At 21.5% G+C, this 14,344-nt stretch carries 25 protein-coding genes and 2 pseudogenes; 22 read left to right on the forward strand and 5 right to left on the reverse strand.

Features of this window, described 5'->3' with window-relative positions:
• The first annotated feature begins 1 nt into the window (after nt 1).
• From AC6I4F_RS09950 to AC6I4F_RS10000, 11 genes and pseudogenes are all read left to right on the forward strand, one after another.
• The gene (locus tag AC6I4F_RS09950; RefSeq protein WP_497874821.1) at nt 2-202 is read left to right on the forward strand and encodes a ParA family protein; all 201 of its coding nucleotides are present in this window, start codon (nt 2-4) and stop codon (nt 200-202) included.
• The gene (locus AC6I4F_RS09955) at nt 156-356 is read left to right on the forward strand and encodes a hypothetical protein (protein ID WP_497874731.1); all 201 of its coding nucleotides are present in this window, start codon (nt 156-158) and stop codon (nt 354-356) included. Before AC6I4F_RS09950 ends, AC6I4F_RS09955 begins: the two co-directional genes overlap by 47 nt.
• A gap of 100 nt (nt 357-456) precedes the next feature.
• The gene (locus AC6I4F_RS09960; protein WP_497874730.1) at nt 457-726 is read left to right on the forward strand and encodes a hypothetical protein; all 270 of its coding nucleotides are present in this window, start codon (nt 457-459) and stop codon (nt 724-726) included.
• An 83-nt stretch (nt 727-809) separates the two neighbouring features.
• Complete coding sequence (locus AC6I4F_RS09965) at nt 810-1,457, forward strand: lipoprotein (RefSeq protein WP_497874729.1); 648 nt, start codon at nt 810-812, stop codon at nt 1,455-1,457.
• 56 nt (nt 1,458-1,513) lie between these two features.
• On the forward strand, nt 1,514-1,735 hold the full coding sequence (locus AC6I4F_RS09970) for an HMG-box domain-containing protein (protein ID WP_497874728.1): 222 nt from the start codon (nt 1,514-1,516) through the stop codon (nt 1,733-1,735).
• Between the two features lie 247 nt (nt 1,736-1,982).
• Complete coding sequence (locus tag AC6I4F_RS09975) at nt 1,983-2,195, forward strand: hypothetical protein (protein ID WP_497874727.1); 213 nt, start codon at nt 1,983-1,985, stop codon at nt 2,193-2,195.
• 72 nt (nt 2,196-2,267) lie between these two features.
• Entirely contained in the window at nt 2,268-2,462 is a 195-nt protein-coding gene (locus tag AC6I4F_RS09980; protein ID WP_497874726.1) for a hypothetical protein, read from the forward strand.
• A gap of 156 nt (nt 2,463-2,618) precedes the next feature.
• Nucleotides 2,619-2,840, forward strand: a complete 222-nt coding sequence (locus AC6I4F_RS09985; RefSeq protein WP_497874725.1) for a hypothetical protein — start codon at nt 2,619-2,621, stop codon at nt 2,838-2,840.
• A 225-nt stretch (nt 2,841-3,065) separates the two neighbouring features.
• Nucleotides 3,066-3,335, forward strand: a pseudogene (locus AC6I4F_RS09990) (transposase); the annotation flags it as partial.
• Nucleotides 3,336-3,617: 282 nt separating this feature from the next.
• The gene (locus AC6I4F_RS09995; protein ID WP_497874822.1) at nt 3,618-3,890 is read left to right on the forward strand and encodes a DDE-type integrase/transposase/recombinase; all 273 of its coding nucleotides are present in this window, start codon (nt 3,618-3,620) and stop codon (nt 3,888-3,890) included.
• 494 nt (nt 3,891-4,384) lie between these two features.
• Nucleotides 4,385-5,272, forward strand: coding sequence for a RepB family plasmid replication initiator protein (locus tag AC6I4F_RS10000; protein WP_497874724.1), 888 nt, complete (start codon nt 4,385-4,387; stop codon nt 5,270-5,272).
• Between the two features lie 171 nt (nt 5,273-5,443).
• On the opposite strand, the gene AC6I4F_RS10005 is transcribed toward AC6I4F_RS10000, so the two are convergent.
• From AC6I4F_RS10005 to AC6I4F_RS10015, 3 genes are all read right to left on the reverse strand, one after another.
• Nucleotides 5,444-5,737 (reverse strand): hypothetical protein, encoded by a 294-nt coding sequence (locus AC6I4F_RS10005; RefSeq protein WP_497874723.1) that lies wholly within the window; start codon nt 5,735-5,737, stop codon nt 5,444-5,446.
• Nucleotides 5,737-6,516: a ParA family protein gene (locus AC6I4F_RS10010; RefSeq protein WP_497874722.1), complete on the reverse strand. Its 780-nt coding sequence runs from the start codon at nt 6,514-6,516 to the stop codon at nt 5,737-5,739. Before AC6I4F_RS10010 ends, AC6I4F_RS10005 begins: the two co-directional genes overlap by 1 nt.
• Nucleotides 6,517-6,825: 309 nt before the next feature.
• On the reverse strand, nt 6,826-7,152 hold the full coding sequence (locus AC6I4F_RS10015; protein WP_497874721.1) for a hypothetical protein: 327 nt from the start codon (nt 7,150-7,152) through the stop codon (nt 6,826-6,828).
• Nucleotides 7,153-7,321: 169 nt separating this feature from the next.
• Between AC6I4F_RS10015 and AC6I4F_RS10020 the strand changes: the two genes are divergently transcribed.
• The 8 genes from AC6I4F_RS10020 to AC6I4F_RS10055 all read left to right on the forward strand — a co-directional run bounded on the left by AC6I4F_RS10020 (nt 7,322) and on the right by AC6I4F_RS10055 (nt 10,844).
• Nucleotides 7,322-7,528: a transposase gene (locus AC6I4F_RS10020; protein WP_497874720.1), complete on the forward strand. Its 207-nt coding sequence runs from the start codon at nt 7,322-7,324 to the stop codon at nt 7,526-7,528.
• A gap of 41 nt (nt 7,529-7,569) precedes the next feature.
• Complete coding sequence (locus AC6I4F_RS10025) at nt 7,570-7,815, forward strand: IS3 family transposase (protein WP_497874719.1); 246 nt, start codon at nt 7,570-7,572, stop codon at nt 7,813-7,815.
• A 624-nt stretch (nt 7,816-8,439) separates the two neighbouring features.
• Nucleotides 8,440-8,634: an AAA family ATPase gene (locus AC6I4F_RS10030; RefSeq protein WP_497874718.1), complete on the forward strand. Its 195-nt coding sequence runs from the start codon at nt 8,440-8,442 to the stop codon at nt 8,632-8,634.
• A 238-nt stretch (nt 8,635-8,872) separates the two neighbouring features.
• Nucleotides 8,873-9,208, forward strand: coding sequence for a lipoprotein (locus AC6I4F_RS10035; protein WP_497874717.1), 336 nt, complete (start codon nt 8,873-8,875; stop codon nt 9,206-9,208).
• A gap of 101 nt (nt 9,209-9,309) precedes the next feature.
• A complete protein-coding gene (locus tag AC6I4F_RS10040; RefSeq protein WP_497874716.1) occupies nt 9,310-9,474 on the forward strand; it encodes a hypothetical protein in 165 nt (54 codons plus the stop codon).
• A gap of 208 nt (nt 9,475-9,682) precedes the next feature.
• A complete protein-coding gene (locus tag AC6I4F_RS10045) occupies nt 9,683-9,796 on the forward strand; it encodes an HMG-box domain-containing protein (RefSeq protein ID WP_497874715.1) in 114 nt (37 codons plus the stop codon).
• A gap of 247 nt (nt 9,797-10,043) precedes the next feature.
• Complete coding sequence (locus AC6I4F_RS10050; RefSeq protein WP_497874714.1) at nt 10,044-10,604, forward strand: hypothetical protein; 561 nt, start codon at nt 10,044-10,046, stop codon at nt 10,602-10,604.
• 75 nt (nt 10,605-10,679) lie between these two features.
• The gene (locus AC6I4F_RS10055; RefSeq protein WP_497874713.1) at nt 10,680-10,844 is read left to right on the forward strand and encodes a hypothetical protein; all 165 of its coding nucleotides are present in this window, start codon (nt 10,680-10,682) and stop codon (nt 10,842-10,844) included.
• On the opposite strand, the pseudogene AC6I4F_RS10060 reads toward AC6I4F_RS10055, so the two are convergent.
• Together AC6I4F_RS10060 and AC6I4F_RS10065 are read right to left on the reverse strand one after the other, a co-directional pair.
• Nucleotides 10,841-12,079 (reverse strand): annotated as a pseudogene (locus tag AC6I4F_RS10060) (IS256 family transposase). The gene AC6I4F_RS10055 and the pseudogene AC6I4F_RS10060 sit on opposite strands and share 4 nt — an antisense overlap.
• Nucleotides 12,080-12,235: 156 nt before the next feature.
• Nucleotides 12,236-12,442: a hypothetical protein gene (locus AC6I4F_RS10065; RefSeq protein ID WP_425377244.1), complete on the reverse strand. Its 207-nt coding sequence runs from the start codon at nt 12,440-12,442 to the stop codon at nt 12,236-12,238.
• A gap of 333 nt (nt 12,443-12,775) precedes the next feature.
• On the opposite strand from AC6I4F_RS10065, the gene AC6I4F_RS10070 reads away from it, so the two are divergent.
• The 3 genes from AC6I4F_RS10070 (at nt 12,776) to AC6I4F_RS10080 (ending at nt 14,296) form a co-directional block, all read left to right on the forward strand.
• Nucleotides 12,776-12,937 carry a hypothetical protein gene (locus AC6I4F_RS10070; protein ID WP_497874712.1) on the forward strand — a complete coding sequence of 54 codons (162 nt, stop codon included), beginning with the start codon at nt 12,776-12,778 and terminating at the stop codon, nt 12,935-12,937.
• A gap of 286 nt (nt 12,938-13,223) precedes the next feature.
• A complete protein-coding gene (locus tag AC6I4F_RS10075; protein WP_497874711.1) occupies nt 13,224-14,003 on the forward strand; it encodes a ParA family protein in 780 nt (259 codons plus the stop codon).
• The gene (locus AC6I4F_RS10080; protein ID WP_497874710.1) at nt 14,003-14,296 is read left to right on the forward strand and encodes a hypothetical protein; all 294 of its coding nucleotides are present in this window, start codon (nt 14,003-14,005) and stop codon (nt 14,294-14,296) included. The genes AC6I4F_RS10075 and AC6I4F_RS10080 overlap by 1 nt, the downstream gene beginning before the upstream one ends.
• Nucleotides 14,297-14,344 lie beyond the last annotated feature (48 nt).

Here is a 14,344-nt window from a genome sequence, read left to right on the forward strand (position 1 = left end):
AATGATTTCTATTTGTAATAAAAAAAGGGGGGTTGGCAAAACTACTCTTTGTAAAAATATTGCATATAAACTTGCCTTAGAAAATAAAAAGGTGTTGTTAATTGATTTAGACCCACAAGCTACAATTACTATGCAAGTTAATAAGGATGTTAAAAATGGAAAATGATATTTTAGATATAATTGCTTCAAAATCAGCAGTTAAAATTATTAATTTAATTGAAAGAACAAAATATAAAAATATTGATATAATAATGGCAAATGAAGAATTAAATAAAGTTTCAGCTACAATAAATCCAACATATTCTGAAAAAGAAAAATATTTATTATCTGATATAATTTATCAAAATAATCAATAAATATTTGAAAATTATGATTATGTATTATGTATTAATTTACTATCCTCCAACAATAAATGAATTATCTGTAAGTTTTTTAATGCTTTCAGATATAATTATTGTGCCAATTAATGAAGGATTGAATAGTATTAAAGGATTAATTAATTTACAAAATATTTTAAACCATTTTTGTAGAGAAACACAAAAAAATATCCCAAACATTAAAATTTTATTAAATGGAATTAAAGAAGGCAAAAATTTAAAGCAAATATTGAATTTATTAAATGAAAAAAAATTGAATAATTTATCTAAATCTAAAATTTCTTATTCTGAAACATTTAAAACAATTGAGAATAACTTAAATAGTATTTGAACAAATCATTATTATTAACGTCAAAAACAAGCATATGAAGAACTTATTTCAGAAATATTGTAAAATTATAAATAGATAAAAATATTTTAGGGGGTAAAAAAATGAAGAAATTACTAAGTATTTTAGGAGCAATGACTTTAATTGGAACAGCAAGTACCAGTGTTATTGCATGTGGTGGTGATGAACCAAAACCATCACCAACTCCTCCCACTCCAGATACAATAACTAACTTAAACACAATTATTACAAAAACTAGTTTAGATAATATTGAAATTTTAGGAACTGTTCCAACTACAAAAGAATTATTAAAAGGTATTAAAGAAAATAATTTAAAAGCAAATACATTGTCTGAAAGTGATTTTGATTTTGAAGTTAGTCCAACTGCAACAACTGCTACAATTGAAGGAAAAACAAATTATAAAGGTAAAGTTACTTTAACTTATCAAAAAGATACAAGAACTAACTTAAACACAATTACTCAATTAACTGGATTAGATATAACTGCTGATAATAACAAAACTTATAATGATTGATGAGATATGATTTTTAAAGCTAATGAACTTAAAGATAATAAGTCTATACAAAATGATTGATTGAATTTTGTATATGCTTCTGACAACCCAAGTGATATGACAAATATTAAACATAAAAAACAAGAAAGTGGTACTGTTTACATAGTTATTGAAGTAAACAATAAAAATTCATATTGAAAAGGAAGTACACCCAGGTTAAAAGTTACTTTAAAATAAAATTATTAATTAAGTAATATGTCTTATGAAAAAAATAAACTTTTGGAGGAAAATTTATGTCAACTAAAATTAAAAGACCAATGAATGCTTATATGCTTTTTAGTAAAGAAAAAAGAACGGAGATTATTCAACAAAAACCTGAACTTAAATCTAAAGTTGCAGAAGTGGCCAAAATTATTGGTAATCATTGAAAAGAAATGACAAATGAGCAAAAAGATAAATATGTAAAAATGGCAGAAGAAAATAAAAAAATACATGAAAGTGAAATTCAAAAATAGGGATTTTAAATTCATTTAAAAAAACCTAATTAGGCTTTTTTATTTTTTATACACCACATATAAATTTTAAAATGTTTGTCTATAAGCAAATTTGATTACTTAAAATTAATTTTAAAAGATGAAAGATTTTTTGGTGAAAAATAAAATTTATATTAAACTCATATTGGAAAATATTTAATTTTTGTATATGATTAATTAAAAATCAAAAAAATTTAATTAACTTATAAATTTCCAAAGGAGTTTTTATATGAAAAATTTATTAAAATTATTATCAATTTTAGCAATATCAACACCAATAGCATTAAATGTAGTTGCATGTGATGGAGGAGAAAAACCATCACCAACTCCAACAAGCAAAATTGATTTAAAAACTAAAATTACAAGTTTAACAACTGATATTACTGCTAATGATAATAAAAATAATAATGAATTAACTACACAAATAAAAAGTACTAATTAACTTAAATCATTAAATCCAAATTTAACAAACCCAACTATTAAATATTTTAGTGATGCACAAGGTAAAATTGATGTGAGTAATCAAAATCAAAAATCCGGAGATTTATATGTAGTAATCACTGCTAATGATAATGATACTAGTTATCAAGGTTCAACAACACCAATTAAAATAAATTTAAAAATACAAGATACTAGAATTGATTTAAAAACTATTACTAAATTAAATGGTTTAGATATTACTGCTAATCCAAGTAAAACATATAAATAATTAATTAATAATATAAATAATTTTAATGAATTTAATTCAAAACCATTAACTGATGGTTATCAACTTCAATTTTATGATTAAAATAATAAAGAAATAACAAATGAAAAACAAGAATTAGATAAAATTTCTAAAATAAGTGTAAAAATAATTAGTAGTTTGAATGATGATAATTATCAAGGTTCAACAAAAATTGATATAACTAAACAAACTATTATTTTAGATGAAGAAATGCAAAATTATTTTGAAAAGAAAACTTTACCATTAGCGGAATTCACACCTGAAAATCCTTCAACTACATCAACAACTAATAAACAAGAAGCTGTTGAAAATGTTATAAGTAGTTTAAAAAAATACAAAAAAATATGAAACAGCTACTAAACTTATTTTAGAAAGTATGTATAAAGAAAAGATTGATTTTAATAAACTTAAAAATAAAAATGAAATTTATGATATATAGCTAACTAAAGTAATGTTTACTCATATCTTGAAAAACAAAAGCGATTGATTTTGGTAATGTTTAGTAATCTGTGTAACTTACAAAAATAACTATGTTTAATTAATTCTAGTAAATAAAATTAAATAACTAGAAAGAGTGAGTTACGTATGTCTAAAAAACAAAATATTAATAATAATGATCCAATATCAAAAGCAGTAGATTTATTATTAGAAAATACTGAGGATTTAACAACCGTATTTAAAGAGGGAGGTTTATATAAAGAATTAACAAAAAGATTAGTTGAAAAAATGTTGAATTCTGAAATGCAAAATTATTTAGGATATGAAAAAAATCAACATAATAATAGTGATAATGCTCGCAATGGTATAAATTCAAAAAAATTAATAACCCAACAAGGTAAAATTGATATTAATGTGGTAATGTTTAGTAATCTGTGTAACTTACAAAAATAACTATGTTTAATTAATTCTAGTAAATAAAATTAAATAACTAGAAAGAGTGAGTTACGTATGTCTAAAAAGCCTCTAAAAATCTCTAAAACATATTACCTTATCATAAAAAAATTATCATAATAAAGTCAATGATAGTCAAATTACTAATCTTGTTAATAGAGACTTTAATAATAGGATTAAAAACGAAGTTATTGTTAGTGATTAACTTATGTTCAAGTTAATGGTAAATGAAACTATATTTGCTTATTAATCGACCTTTACAATCGCGAAATTATTGAACATAGTGTAGGTACTAAAAAAGATGCATCATTAGTATATCAAGCATTTATGTGCTCAAATCGTTGTTTAAAAAATATTCAAATATTTCATAGCGATTGCGGTAATGAATTTAATAACAAAACTATTGATAAAATTTTATTAGCCTTCAATATTACCCGCTCTTTAAGTAAAAAAAGTTGTCATTATGCTAACGCTGTTGCTGAAGCAACTTTCAAAACTTTCAAAACAGAGCTTATTTAAATGATAAAAATTTTACATCATTAATCCAATTAAAATTAGAATTATTTGATTATATCAATTGATACAACAACATAAGAATCCAAAGTACTCTAAACTAATTAACCCCCATAAAACACCAAGCACAAATGTCTACAAAAAAACAGTCCTAAAAAAGGTTGCCATTCCAAAAAATATTTTTTTATAATAGATATGTCTATATTTTGTCGGTATACCTAATTACTAAATATTCAATTTTTATAAATTAACTTTATCATATTTAATTTTTCATTACAAATATTATTCAATTAAATATAAATCGTTACCGCTGTCACCGGCAAAGACCACACCAGTAACTATATAATTGTACAATAAATATACTAGTTAGTGAACTATAAATAATATTTTTATTAAATTTCCTAAAATTAATATAGGTATATACCTATATTAATTCTAGTATATACCTATATTAATTATGTTATAATTTAAATTATAAATTATATTTAAGGGGTAAATTTATGTCAAATAGTTTAGTTGATAAAAAAGAAAACAAATTTATTAAAAAATCCAATGTAATTGTAAGAACAATTACAAATGATACATCAGGTTTATTAACTCAAAGGTTATTTAATTTTGCTATTTCTTCAATTAAATTCAATACTAATTTTAATGGTGTTGTTAGGGTAAATTTAAATGATTTTTGTATTTTTCATAATATTAATAATACAAATTTATATGAAAAAGTTGTTCATAAGAAAAAAGAAATGACAATTATAGAAAAAGAAATTGATAATATTACTAGTTTAAAATTTTGATTACAAGATAAAAATAAAGAAGAATATAGTTTTATAAATCTTTTTGAAAGAGGTACTTGATTTAAAAATCAGGGAATACTTGAATTTAAAGTTGTTCAAGATTTAATTAAAAAACATTATATTGATTTAAAAAAAGATTATACAAATATTTATTTACCTTATACAAAAGAAGTTACGAGCAAATATTCAATGCGTTTATATGAGTATTTGCGAAGTTATTTGTATATGAATGCTAAAACTAAAGGTACACCAACTTATGCACATGAATGAAATTTTGAGCAACTTTCTAAAATTTTAAATTTAAGTTTAAATAGTTGTTATTTTAAAAATATTAGTATTTTAAAAAAACAAATTTTAGAACCAGTTAAAAGAGATTTGTTAAAAACTGATATTATTTTTACTTATGAATTGATTAAAAATGGTAGAAAATATAATAAAATAATTTTAAATACGCATTTGGATTTAGAAAAATTTAATGCTCAAAATCCTGAACTTGAAAAAGTAGCAACTAAAAAAGAATATGAAATATGTAAAAAGTATGTGAATAAATCAAAGTTAACAGAAAATAATCTTAAAAAAAAACTAAAATAATTAAACAATCACTTTTAAGTGATAAAGAAGTACAAAAAATTTTAGATAATATTGATTGTGACTAATATCATAAAAAATTAAAATTGTTAATATTTTATTATTATTTATAATAATAAAATTAATAATAAAAATGCTAGTAAATTACTATTAATTTATTAATAAATATTATTTTTATTTATCTTTAGTTTTAATAAATAATATCATCTTATTTATAATTTCTGAGTTACTCATTCCAGTTTCTTTTGTTTTAGTTTGAATATAATTTCAGACATCTTCTTCAAAATATATTCCTTTAAAAACTTTACTTTTATTTTTACTTTTTAAAAATGCAAGTGAGTTGTCTTCTTTTTTTGGATAATTTTTTACTATAGGATTTTCACTTTTTTTAGTTACTTTTTTAATATTTTTAATATTTGATTGTGGTTGAAAATTTAAACCAAATAAATTTGAATTTTCACTTGCCATTATAATACACCTCTTTCAATTAATTCGTTATAAACATGATGATAAGGATTTGTTTCCAATTTCACTGATTTTGACAGAGCTAGTGGAATACCAACAATTTCAGATTTTTTTAAAGCTTGTTTACTTCGAATCTGAGTTTTTAATATTTTTTCTTTGAATTGACTGTTACAAATAAATTCAGTAAAATCTTTTGAAATTTTATAATGATCAAAATTATTTAATACTATTGTATTAATATTGTTATTTATTGTTAATTCTTTACACATTTCTTGTCATGTATTAGTTAAAAGGTTTACAGCTGATAAAGAATTAATAGAATTATCACTAACTATTATTATTTCATCAGCAATAACAAAAGCATTTTTGTTTATAATATTAATGCTTGGGTTAGTATCAATAATAACGTAGTCGTATGATTTTAAAAGTTCATAATTTTTAATAAATGTTCTTTGTAATGTTTCCTCTCTTGCTGTGCGATTGATGAGTTCTGTTTCTAGAGTTGTCATAGCAATATTATTCGGAATTATATGAATGTTTTCATGTAAATTTATATTTTTAATAATTAAATTAGATTTAATTATATCTACATTTTTCTCAAATAGTTTTTTTGATGAACTACTTGAATTAGTTATTTTAAAATTATTTGAAAGGTTAGCTTGTGGATCTAAATCAATTAGTAAAACCTTTTTATTATTGAATGCTAGTATGCCTGCTAAATTAAATGTAAAGTTAGTTTTTCCAACTCCACCTTTTAATGCACCAACAGTAATAATTTTCATATAACAAATCCTCTTATCATATTATTATATTAATATTAAATTTAATAATAAATATAATATTAATATAATAACATTTTTGATTATATTTTTAATAATAATATAATTATTATTAAAAATATTAAAATTGCTAGTAATTTTAATAGTAAAAAAATATGAATATTTATATGACTATTTTTTAAAAAATAGTCATTAATTAAAATATTCATTATAATAAAATAAAAAATAACTTAAAATTAGAGGATAAAAACAAATATGATAAATGATTTAAAACCAGGTAATGATAAGATGAATATGATACCAATTATCAAATTAATTAATAAAAGAATTAAATTTTTCAATAAATTGAAAGTAATTATCTATGAAATTATTTTTCATTTTAACAGATAATTTTTGTTTTAATTCTTTATTGTAAGCATTATAATTCAAATTTTTATTATCTCATGATAAAAATTTAATAATTTGTTCATTCATTAATTTTTGTAAATTAAAAAAATAATTGCTTCAATCCTTTTTATCTAAAAAATATCTAATATTTTCTAATTCTTTTCTTAATTCAATATGAAAATCACTTTCTGATAAATCAATTATTATTTTTTTGATATTTTTATAAAATCAAAAAAATAAATCTTTAATCAATATTTTTACTAATTGTTTTGATGGATGGGTTACACTTTATTGGACACTAATTACGTAGACAAGTGAACAAATTAGTTAAAAGAAAGTAATTATAATTATGGCCAATATTAATTCATATTCAGATTAATTTAAAAAACAAATAGTAACTTTATATCAAAGTGATAAGTCAGTGTCTTGTCTTGCTAAAGAGTACAATGTTACAAGAGCAGCTACTTATAATTGAATTAAGCAATTTACTAATTCAGGCAGTTTTAAAACCAAAGATAACCGTTATATTGAAGAAAATGAATTAATTAAATTAAGAAAAGAATTAAAACAATTAAGAATGGAAAATGATATTTTAAAGCAAGCAGCACTAATAATAGGCAGAAAATAGAAATTATTACTAAAAATAAAGTTAAATATAAAATTAGCACAATGTCTCGTTTTTTAAAAATCTCTAAATTAAAATATTATTTTAATTTCAAGAAAAAAGAAGATAAAATTCAAAATAATATGTATTATGAAGCTGTTATTAGTGCTTTTAAAGAAAATAAAGAAGCTTATGGAACAAGAAGATTAAAAGTTGTTCTAAAAGAAAAGAAAATTAATTTATCAAGACGAAAAATTAAAAAAATTATGAATAAACATAATTTAATATCAAATTACACTAAATTATCATAAAAAAATTATCATAATAAAGTCAATGATAGTCAAATTACTAATCTTGTTAATAGAGACTTTAATAATAGGCTTAAAAATGAAGTTATTGTTAGTGATTAACTTATGTTCAAGTTAATGGTAAATGAAACTATATTTGCTTATTAATCGACCTGTACAATCGCGAAATTATTGGACATAGTGTAACCAATCCAAAAAGTTGACAGTCTATTTTCATTTTTTCATCTGCACGTACATGTTAGGAGAAATCCGTTAAATAATATTTTTAAAAAAAGCGAAATAAAATTTAAAAACGGCTAACCTAACAAAAAATTTTTTGTTAGGTTAGCCACCGAGTTTATCTCGTTGCAGTGAGTTACGAAATAACAAGATCAAACCCACTATTACTTGACTTCTATTAAAAATTTTTATTTAGTCTTTCTCCCAATAAAAAAAGCAACACTTGCAGAAATAACTATAGAAATTACAAGAATAATAATTCATATTCATCAAGTCATATTTTAATCACCTTTCTAATTTAAATTTAATTTAATACAATTTTATTATAACACATTTTAAAATAAATTAGGATATCAAATATTTTTTGGAATGGCAACCTTTTTTAGGACTGTTTTTTGGTAGACGTTTGTGCTTGGTGTTTTAATTGACTATCCTCCAACAATAAATGAATTATCTGTAAGTTTTTTAATGATTTCAGATATAATTATTGTGCCAATTAATGAAGGATTGAATAGTATTAAAGGATTAATTGATTTACAAAATACTTTAAACCATTTTTGTAGAGAAACACAAAAAATATCCCAAACATTAAAATTTTATTAAATGGAATTAAAGAAGGCAAAAATTTAAAGCAAATATTGAATTTATTAAATGAAAAGAAATTGAATAATTTATCTAAATCTAAAATTTCTTATTCTGAAACATTTAAAACAATTGAGAATAACTTAAATAGTATTTGAACAAATCATTATTATTGACCTCAAAAACAACCATATGAAGAACTTATTTCAGAAATATTGTAAAATTATAAATAGATAAAAATATTTTAGCGGGTAAAAAAATGAAGAAATTACTAAGTATTTTAGGAGCAATGACTTTAATTTGAAAAGCAAGTACCAGTGTTATTGCATGTGGTGGTGATGAACCAAAATCATCACTAACTCCTCCCACTCCAGATACAAGAACTAACTTAAACACAATTATTACAAAAACTAGTTTAGATAATATTGAAATTTTAGGAACTGTTCCAACTACAAAAGAATTATTAAAAGGTATTAAAGAAAATAATTTAAAAGCAAATACATTGTCTGAAAGTGATTTTGATTTTGAAGGTAGTCCAACTGCAACAAATGCTACAATTGAAGGAAAAAAAATTATAAAGGTAAAGTTACTTTAACTTATCAAAAAGATACAAGAACTAAATTAAACACAATTACTCAATTAACTGGATTAGATATAACTGCTGATAATAAAAAAACTTATAATGATTGATGAGATATGATTTTTAAAGCTAATGAACTTAAAGATAATAAGTCTATACAAAATGATTGATTGAATTTTGTATATGCTTCTGACAACCCAAGTGATATGACAAATATTAAACATAAAAAACAAGAAAGCGGTACTGTTTACATAGTTATTGAAGTAAAAAATAAAAATTAATATTGAAAAGAAAGTACACCCAGGTTAAAAGTTAATTTAAAATAAAATTATTAATTAAGTAATATTTCTTATGAAAAAAATAAAGTTTTGGAGGAAAATTTATGTCAACTAAAATTAAAAGACCGATGAATGCTTATATGCTTTTTAGTAAAAAAAAAGAACAGATATTATTCAACAAAAACCTGAACTTAAATCTAAAGTTGCAGAAGTGGCCAAAATTATTGGTAATCATTGAAAAGAAATGACAAATGAGCAAAAAGATAAATATGTAAAAATGGCAGAAGAAAATAAAAAAATACATGAAAGTGAAATTCAAAAATAGGGATTTTAAATTCATTTAAAAAAACCTAATTAGGCTTTTTTATTTTTTATACACCGCATATAAATTTTAAAATGTTTGTGTATAAGCAAATTTGATTACTTAAAATTGATTTTAAAAGATGAAAGATTTTTTGGTGAAAAATAAAATTTATATTAAACTCATATTGGAAAATATTTAATTTTTGTATATGATTAATTAAAAATCAAAAAAATTTAATTAACTTATAAATTTCAAAAGAAGTTTTTATATGAAAAATTTATTAAAATTATTATCAATTTTAGCAATACCAACACCAATAGCATTAAATGTAGTTGCATGTGATGGAGGAGAAAAACCATCACCAACTCCAACAAGCAAAATTGATTTAAAAACTAAAATTACAAGTTTAACAACTGATATTACTGCTAATGATAATAAAAATAATAATGAATTAACTACACAAATAAAAAGTACTAATGAACTTAAATCATTAAATCCAAATTTAACAAACCCAACTATTAAATATTTTAGTGATGTACAAGACAAAATTGATGTGAGTAATCAAAATCAAAAAGCCGGATATTTATATGTAGTAATCACTGCTAATGATAATGATACTAGTTATCAAGGTTCAACAACACCAATTAAAATAAATTTAAAAATACAAGATACTAGAATTGATTTAAAAACTATTACTCAATTAAATGGTTTAGATATTACTGCTAATCCAAGTAAAACATATAAAGAATTAATTAATAATATAAATAATTTTAATGAATTTAATTCAAAACCATTAACTGATGGTTATCAACTTCAATTTTATGATTAAAATAATAAAGAAATAACAAATGAAAAACAAGAATTAGATAAAATTTCTAAAATAAGTGTAAAAATAATTAGTAGTTTGAATGATGCTAATTATCAAGGTTCAACAAAAATTGATATAACTAAACAAACTATTATTTTAGATGAAGAAATGAAAAATTATTTTGAAAAGAAAACTTTACCATTAGCGGAATTCACGAGGCTTTTTAATAATCTGTGTATCTTTGTTTTACAAAGTTACTAGTTTAGATTAATTCTATCTTCAAATTTTATCATAAAATGAGCAATTGCTGTATTTCAATTTTGAATGGGCATTGCTCATTTTTTTGTTATATTTTCAATTGCTAAGTAAAATATTTTGAAAACTGCCATATCATTTGGAAAAACTTTTTTATTTATAATAACTTTTCGTAATTGACTATTAACAGATTCAATAGCATTTGTTGTATAAATCACTCTTTTGATTTCTGCAGGATAAATAATAAAAACCATTAAATTATCTCAATTTTTATATCACGATTTAGCAATTTGAGGATATTGTTTATTTCATTTACTTTCAAAAGTTTCTAAAGCTTGCATTGCTTGTTCTTCGCTACATGCACTATAAATTGGTTTTAAATCTGTAACTAGTTATTTTCTATGTTTGTATGAAACATATTTTAAACTATTTCTAATTTGATGAACTATGCATAATTGATGTTCGGTTTTAGGATAAACTGATTGTATTGCTTCTGACATTCCTGTTAAATTGTCACTACAAGCAATAAGAATATCATTTAAGCCTCGATTTTTCATTTTTGTGAAATTAGATAATCAAAACTTAGAACCTTCATTTTCACTAATTCATAAACCTAAAACATCTTTTTTACCTTCTAAATCAACTCCTAATGCTATATAAACTGATTTATTAATAATGCGTTTATCTTGTCATACTTTAACTACTATACAATCAAAATAAACAATCGGATAAAAACTTTCTAATGGCCGATTTTGTCATGCTTTAAAATCATCAATAACATCATCAGTAATTTGACTAATAACACTTTCACTAATATCAGCACCATGATATAACTATTGTAACTGCATTCTAATATCTGATAAAGTCATGCCTTTGACATATAATGAAAGAACTTGTTGATCAAAACCATCAAATCTTCTTTGTCTTTTTGCAACTATTACTGGCTCAAAATTACTATTACGATCTCGTGGTACATTAATATCAATTTTACCTTGTTGGGTTATTAATTTTTTTGAATTTATACCATTGCGAGCATTATCACTATTATTATGTTGATTTTTTTCATATCCTAAATAATTTTGCATTTCAGAATTCAACATTTTTTCAACTAATCTTTTTGTTAATTCTTTATATAAACCTCCCTCTTTAAATACGGTTGTTAAATCCTCAGTATTTTCTAATAATAAATCTACTGCTTTTGATATTGGATCATTATTATTAATATTTTGTTTTTTAGACATACGTAACTCACTCTTTCTAGTTATTTAATTTTATTTACTAGAATTAATTAAACATAGTTATTTTTGCAAGTTACACAGATTACTAAACATTACCGATTTTTAAAAAACGAGACATTGTACGAATTTTATATTTAACTTTATTTTTGATAATAATTTCTATTTTCTGCCTATTATTAGTGCTGCTTGCTTTAAAATATCATTTTCCATTCTTAATTGTTTTAATTCTTTTCTTAATTTAATTAATTCATTTTCTTCAACAGAACGGTTATCTTTGGTTTTAAAACTGCCTGAATTAGTAAATTGCTTAATTCAATTATAAGTAGCTGCTCTTGTAACATTGTACTCTTTAGCAAGACAAGACACTGACTTATCACTTTGATATAAAGTTACTATTTGTTTTTTTAATTCATTTGAATATTAATTAATATTGGCCATAATTATAATTTCTTTCTTTTAACTAATTTGTTCACTTGTTTACGTAATTAGTGTCCAATAAAGTGTAACCCATCCATCAAAACAATTAGTAAAAATATTGATTAAATATTTATTTTTTTGATTTGATAAAAATATCAAAATGATAATAATTGATTTATCAGAAAGTGATTTTGATATTGAATTAAGAAAAAAATTAGAAAATATTAGATATTTTTTAGATAAAAAGGATTGAAGCAATTATTTTTTAATTTACAAAAATTAATGAATGAACAAATTATTAAATTTTTATCATGAGATAATAAAAATTTGAATTATAATGCTTACAATAAAGAATTAAAACAAAAATTATCTGTTAAAATGAAAAATAATTTCATAGATAATTACTTTCAATTTATTGAAAAATTTAATTATTTTATTAATTAATTTGATAATTGGTATCATATTCATCTTATCATTACCTGGTTTTAAATCATTTATCATATTTGTTTTTATCCTCTAATTTTAAGTTATTTTTTATTTTATTATAATGAATATTTTAATTAATGACTATTTTTTAAAAAATAGTCATATAAATATTTACATTTTTTTACTATTAAAATTGCTAGTAATTTTAATATTTTTAATAATAATTATATTATTATTAAAAATATAATTAAAAATGTTATTATATTAATAATAAATATAATAATATGATAAGAGGAGTTGTTATATGAAAATTATTACTGTTGGTGCATTAAAAGGTGGAGTTGGAAAAACTAACTTTACATTTAATTTAGCAGGCATACTAGCATTCAATAATAAAAAGGTTTTACTAATTGATTTAGATCCACAAGCTAACCTTTCAAATAATTTTAAAATAACTAATTCAAGTAGTTCATCAAAAAAACTATTTGAGCAAAATGTAGATATAATTAAATCTAATTTAATTATTAAAAATATAAATTTACATGAAAACATTCATATAATTCCGACTAATATTGCTCTGACAACTCTAGAAACAGAACTCATCAATCGCACAGCAAGAGAGGGAACATTACAAAGAACATTTATTAGAAATTATGAACTTTTAAAATCATACGACTACGTTATTATTGATACTAACCCAAGCATTAATATTATAAACAAAAATGCTTTTGTTATTGCTGATGAAATAATAATAGTTAGTGATAATTCTATTAATTCTTTATCAGCTGTAAACCTTTTAACTAATACATGACAAGAAATGTGTAAAGAATTAACAATAAATAACAATATTAATACAATAGTATTAAATAATTTTGATCATTATAAAATTTCAAAAGATTTTACTGAATTTATTTGTAACAGTCAATTCAAAGAAAAAATATTAAAAACTCAGATTCGAAGTAAACAAGCTTTAAAAAAATCTGAAATTGTTGGTATTCCACTAGCTCTGTCAAAATCAGTGAAATTGGAAACAAATCCTTATCATCATGTTTATAACGAATTAATTGAAAGAGGTGTATTATAATGGCAAGTGAAAATTCAAATTTATTTGGTTTAAATTTTCAACCACAATCAAATATTAAAAATATTAAAAAAGTAACTAAAAAAAGTGAAAATCCTATAGTAAAAAATTATACAAAAAAAGAAGACAACTCACTTGCATTTTTAAAAAGTAAAAATAAAATTAAAGTTTTTAAAGGAATATATTTTGAAGAAGATGTCTGAAATTATATTCAAACTAAAACAAAAGAAACTGGAATGAGTAACTCAGAAATTATAAATAAGATGATATTATTTATTAAAACTAAAGATAAATAAAAATAATATTTATTAATAAATTAATAGTAATTTACTAGCATTTTTATT

Source organism: Spiroplasma ixodetis (assembly GCF_059729505.1).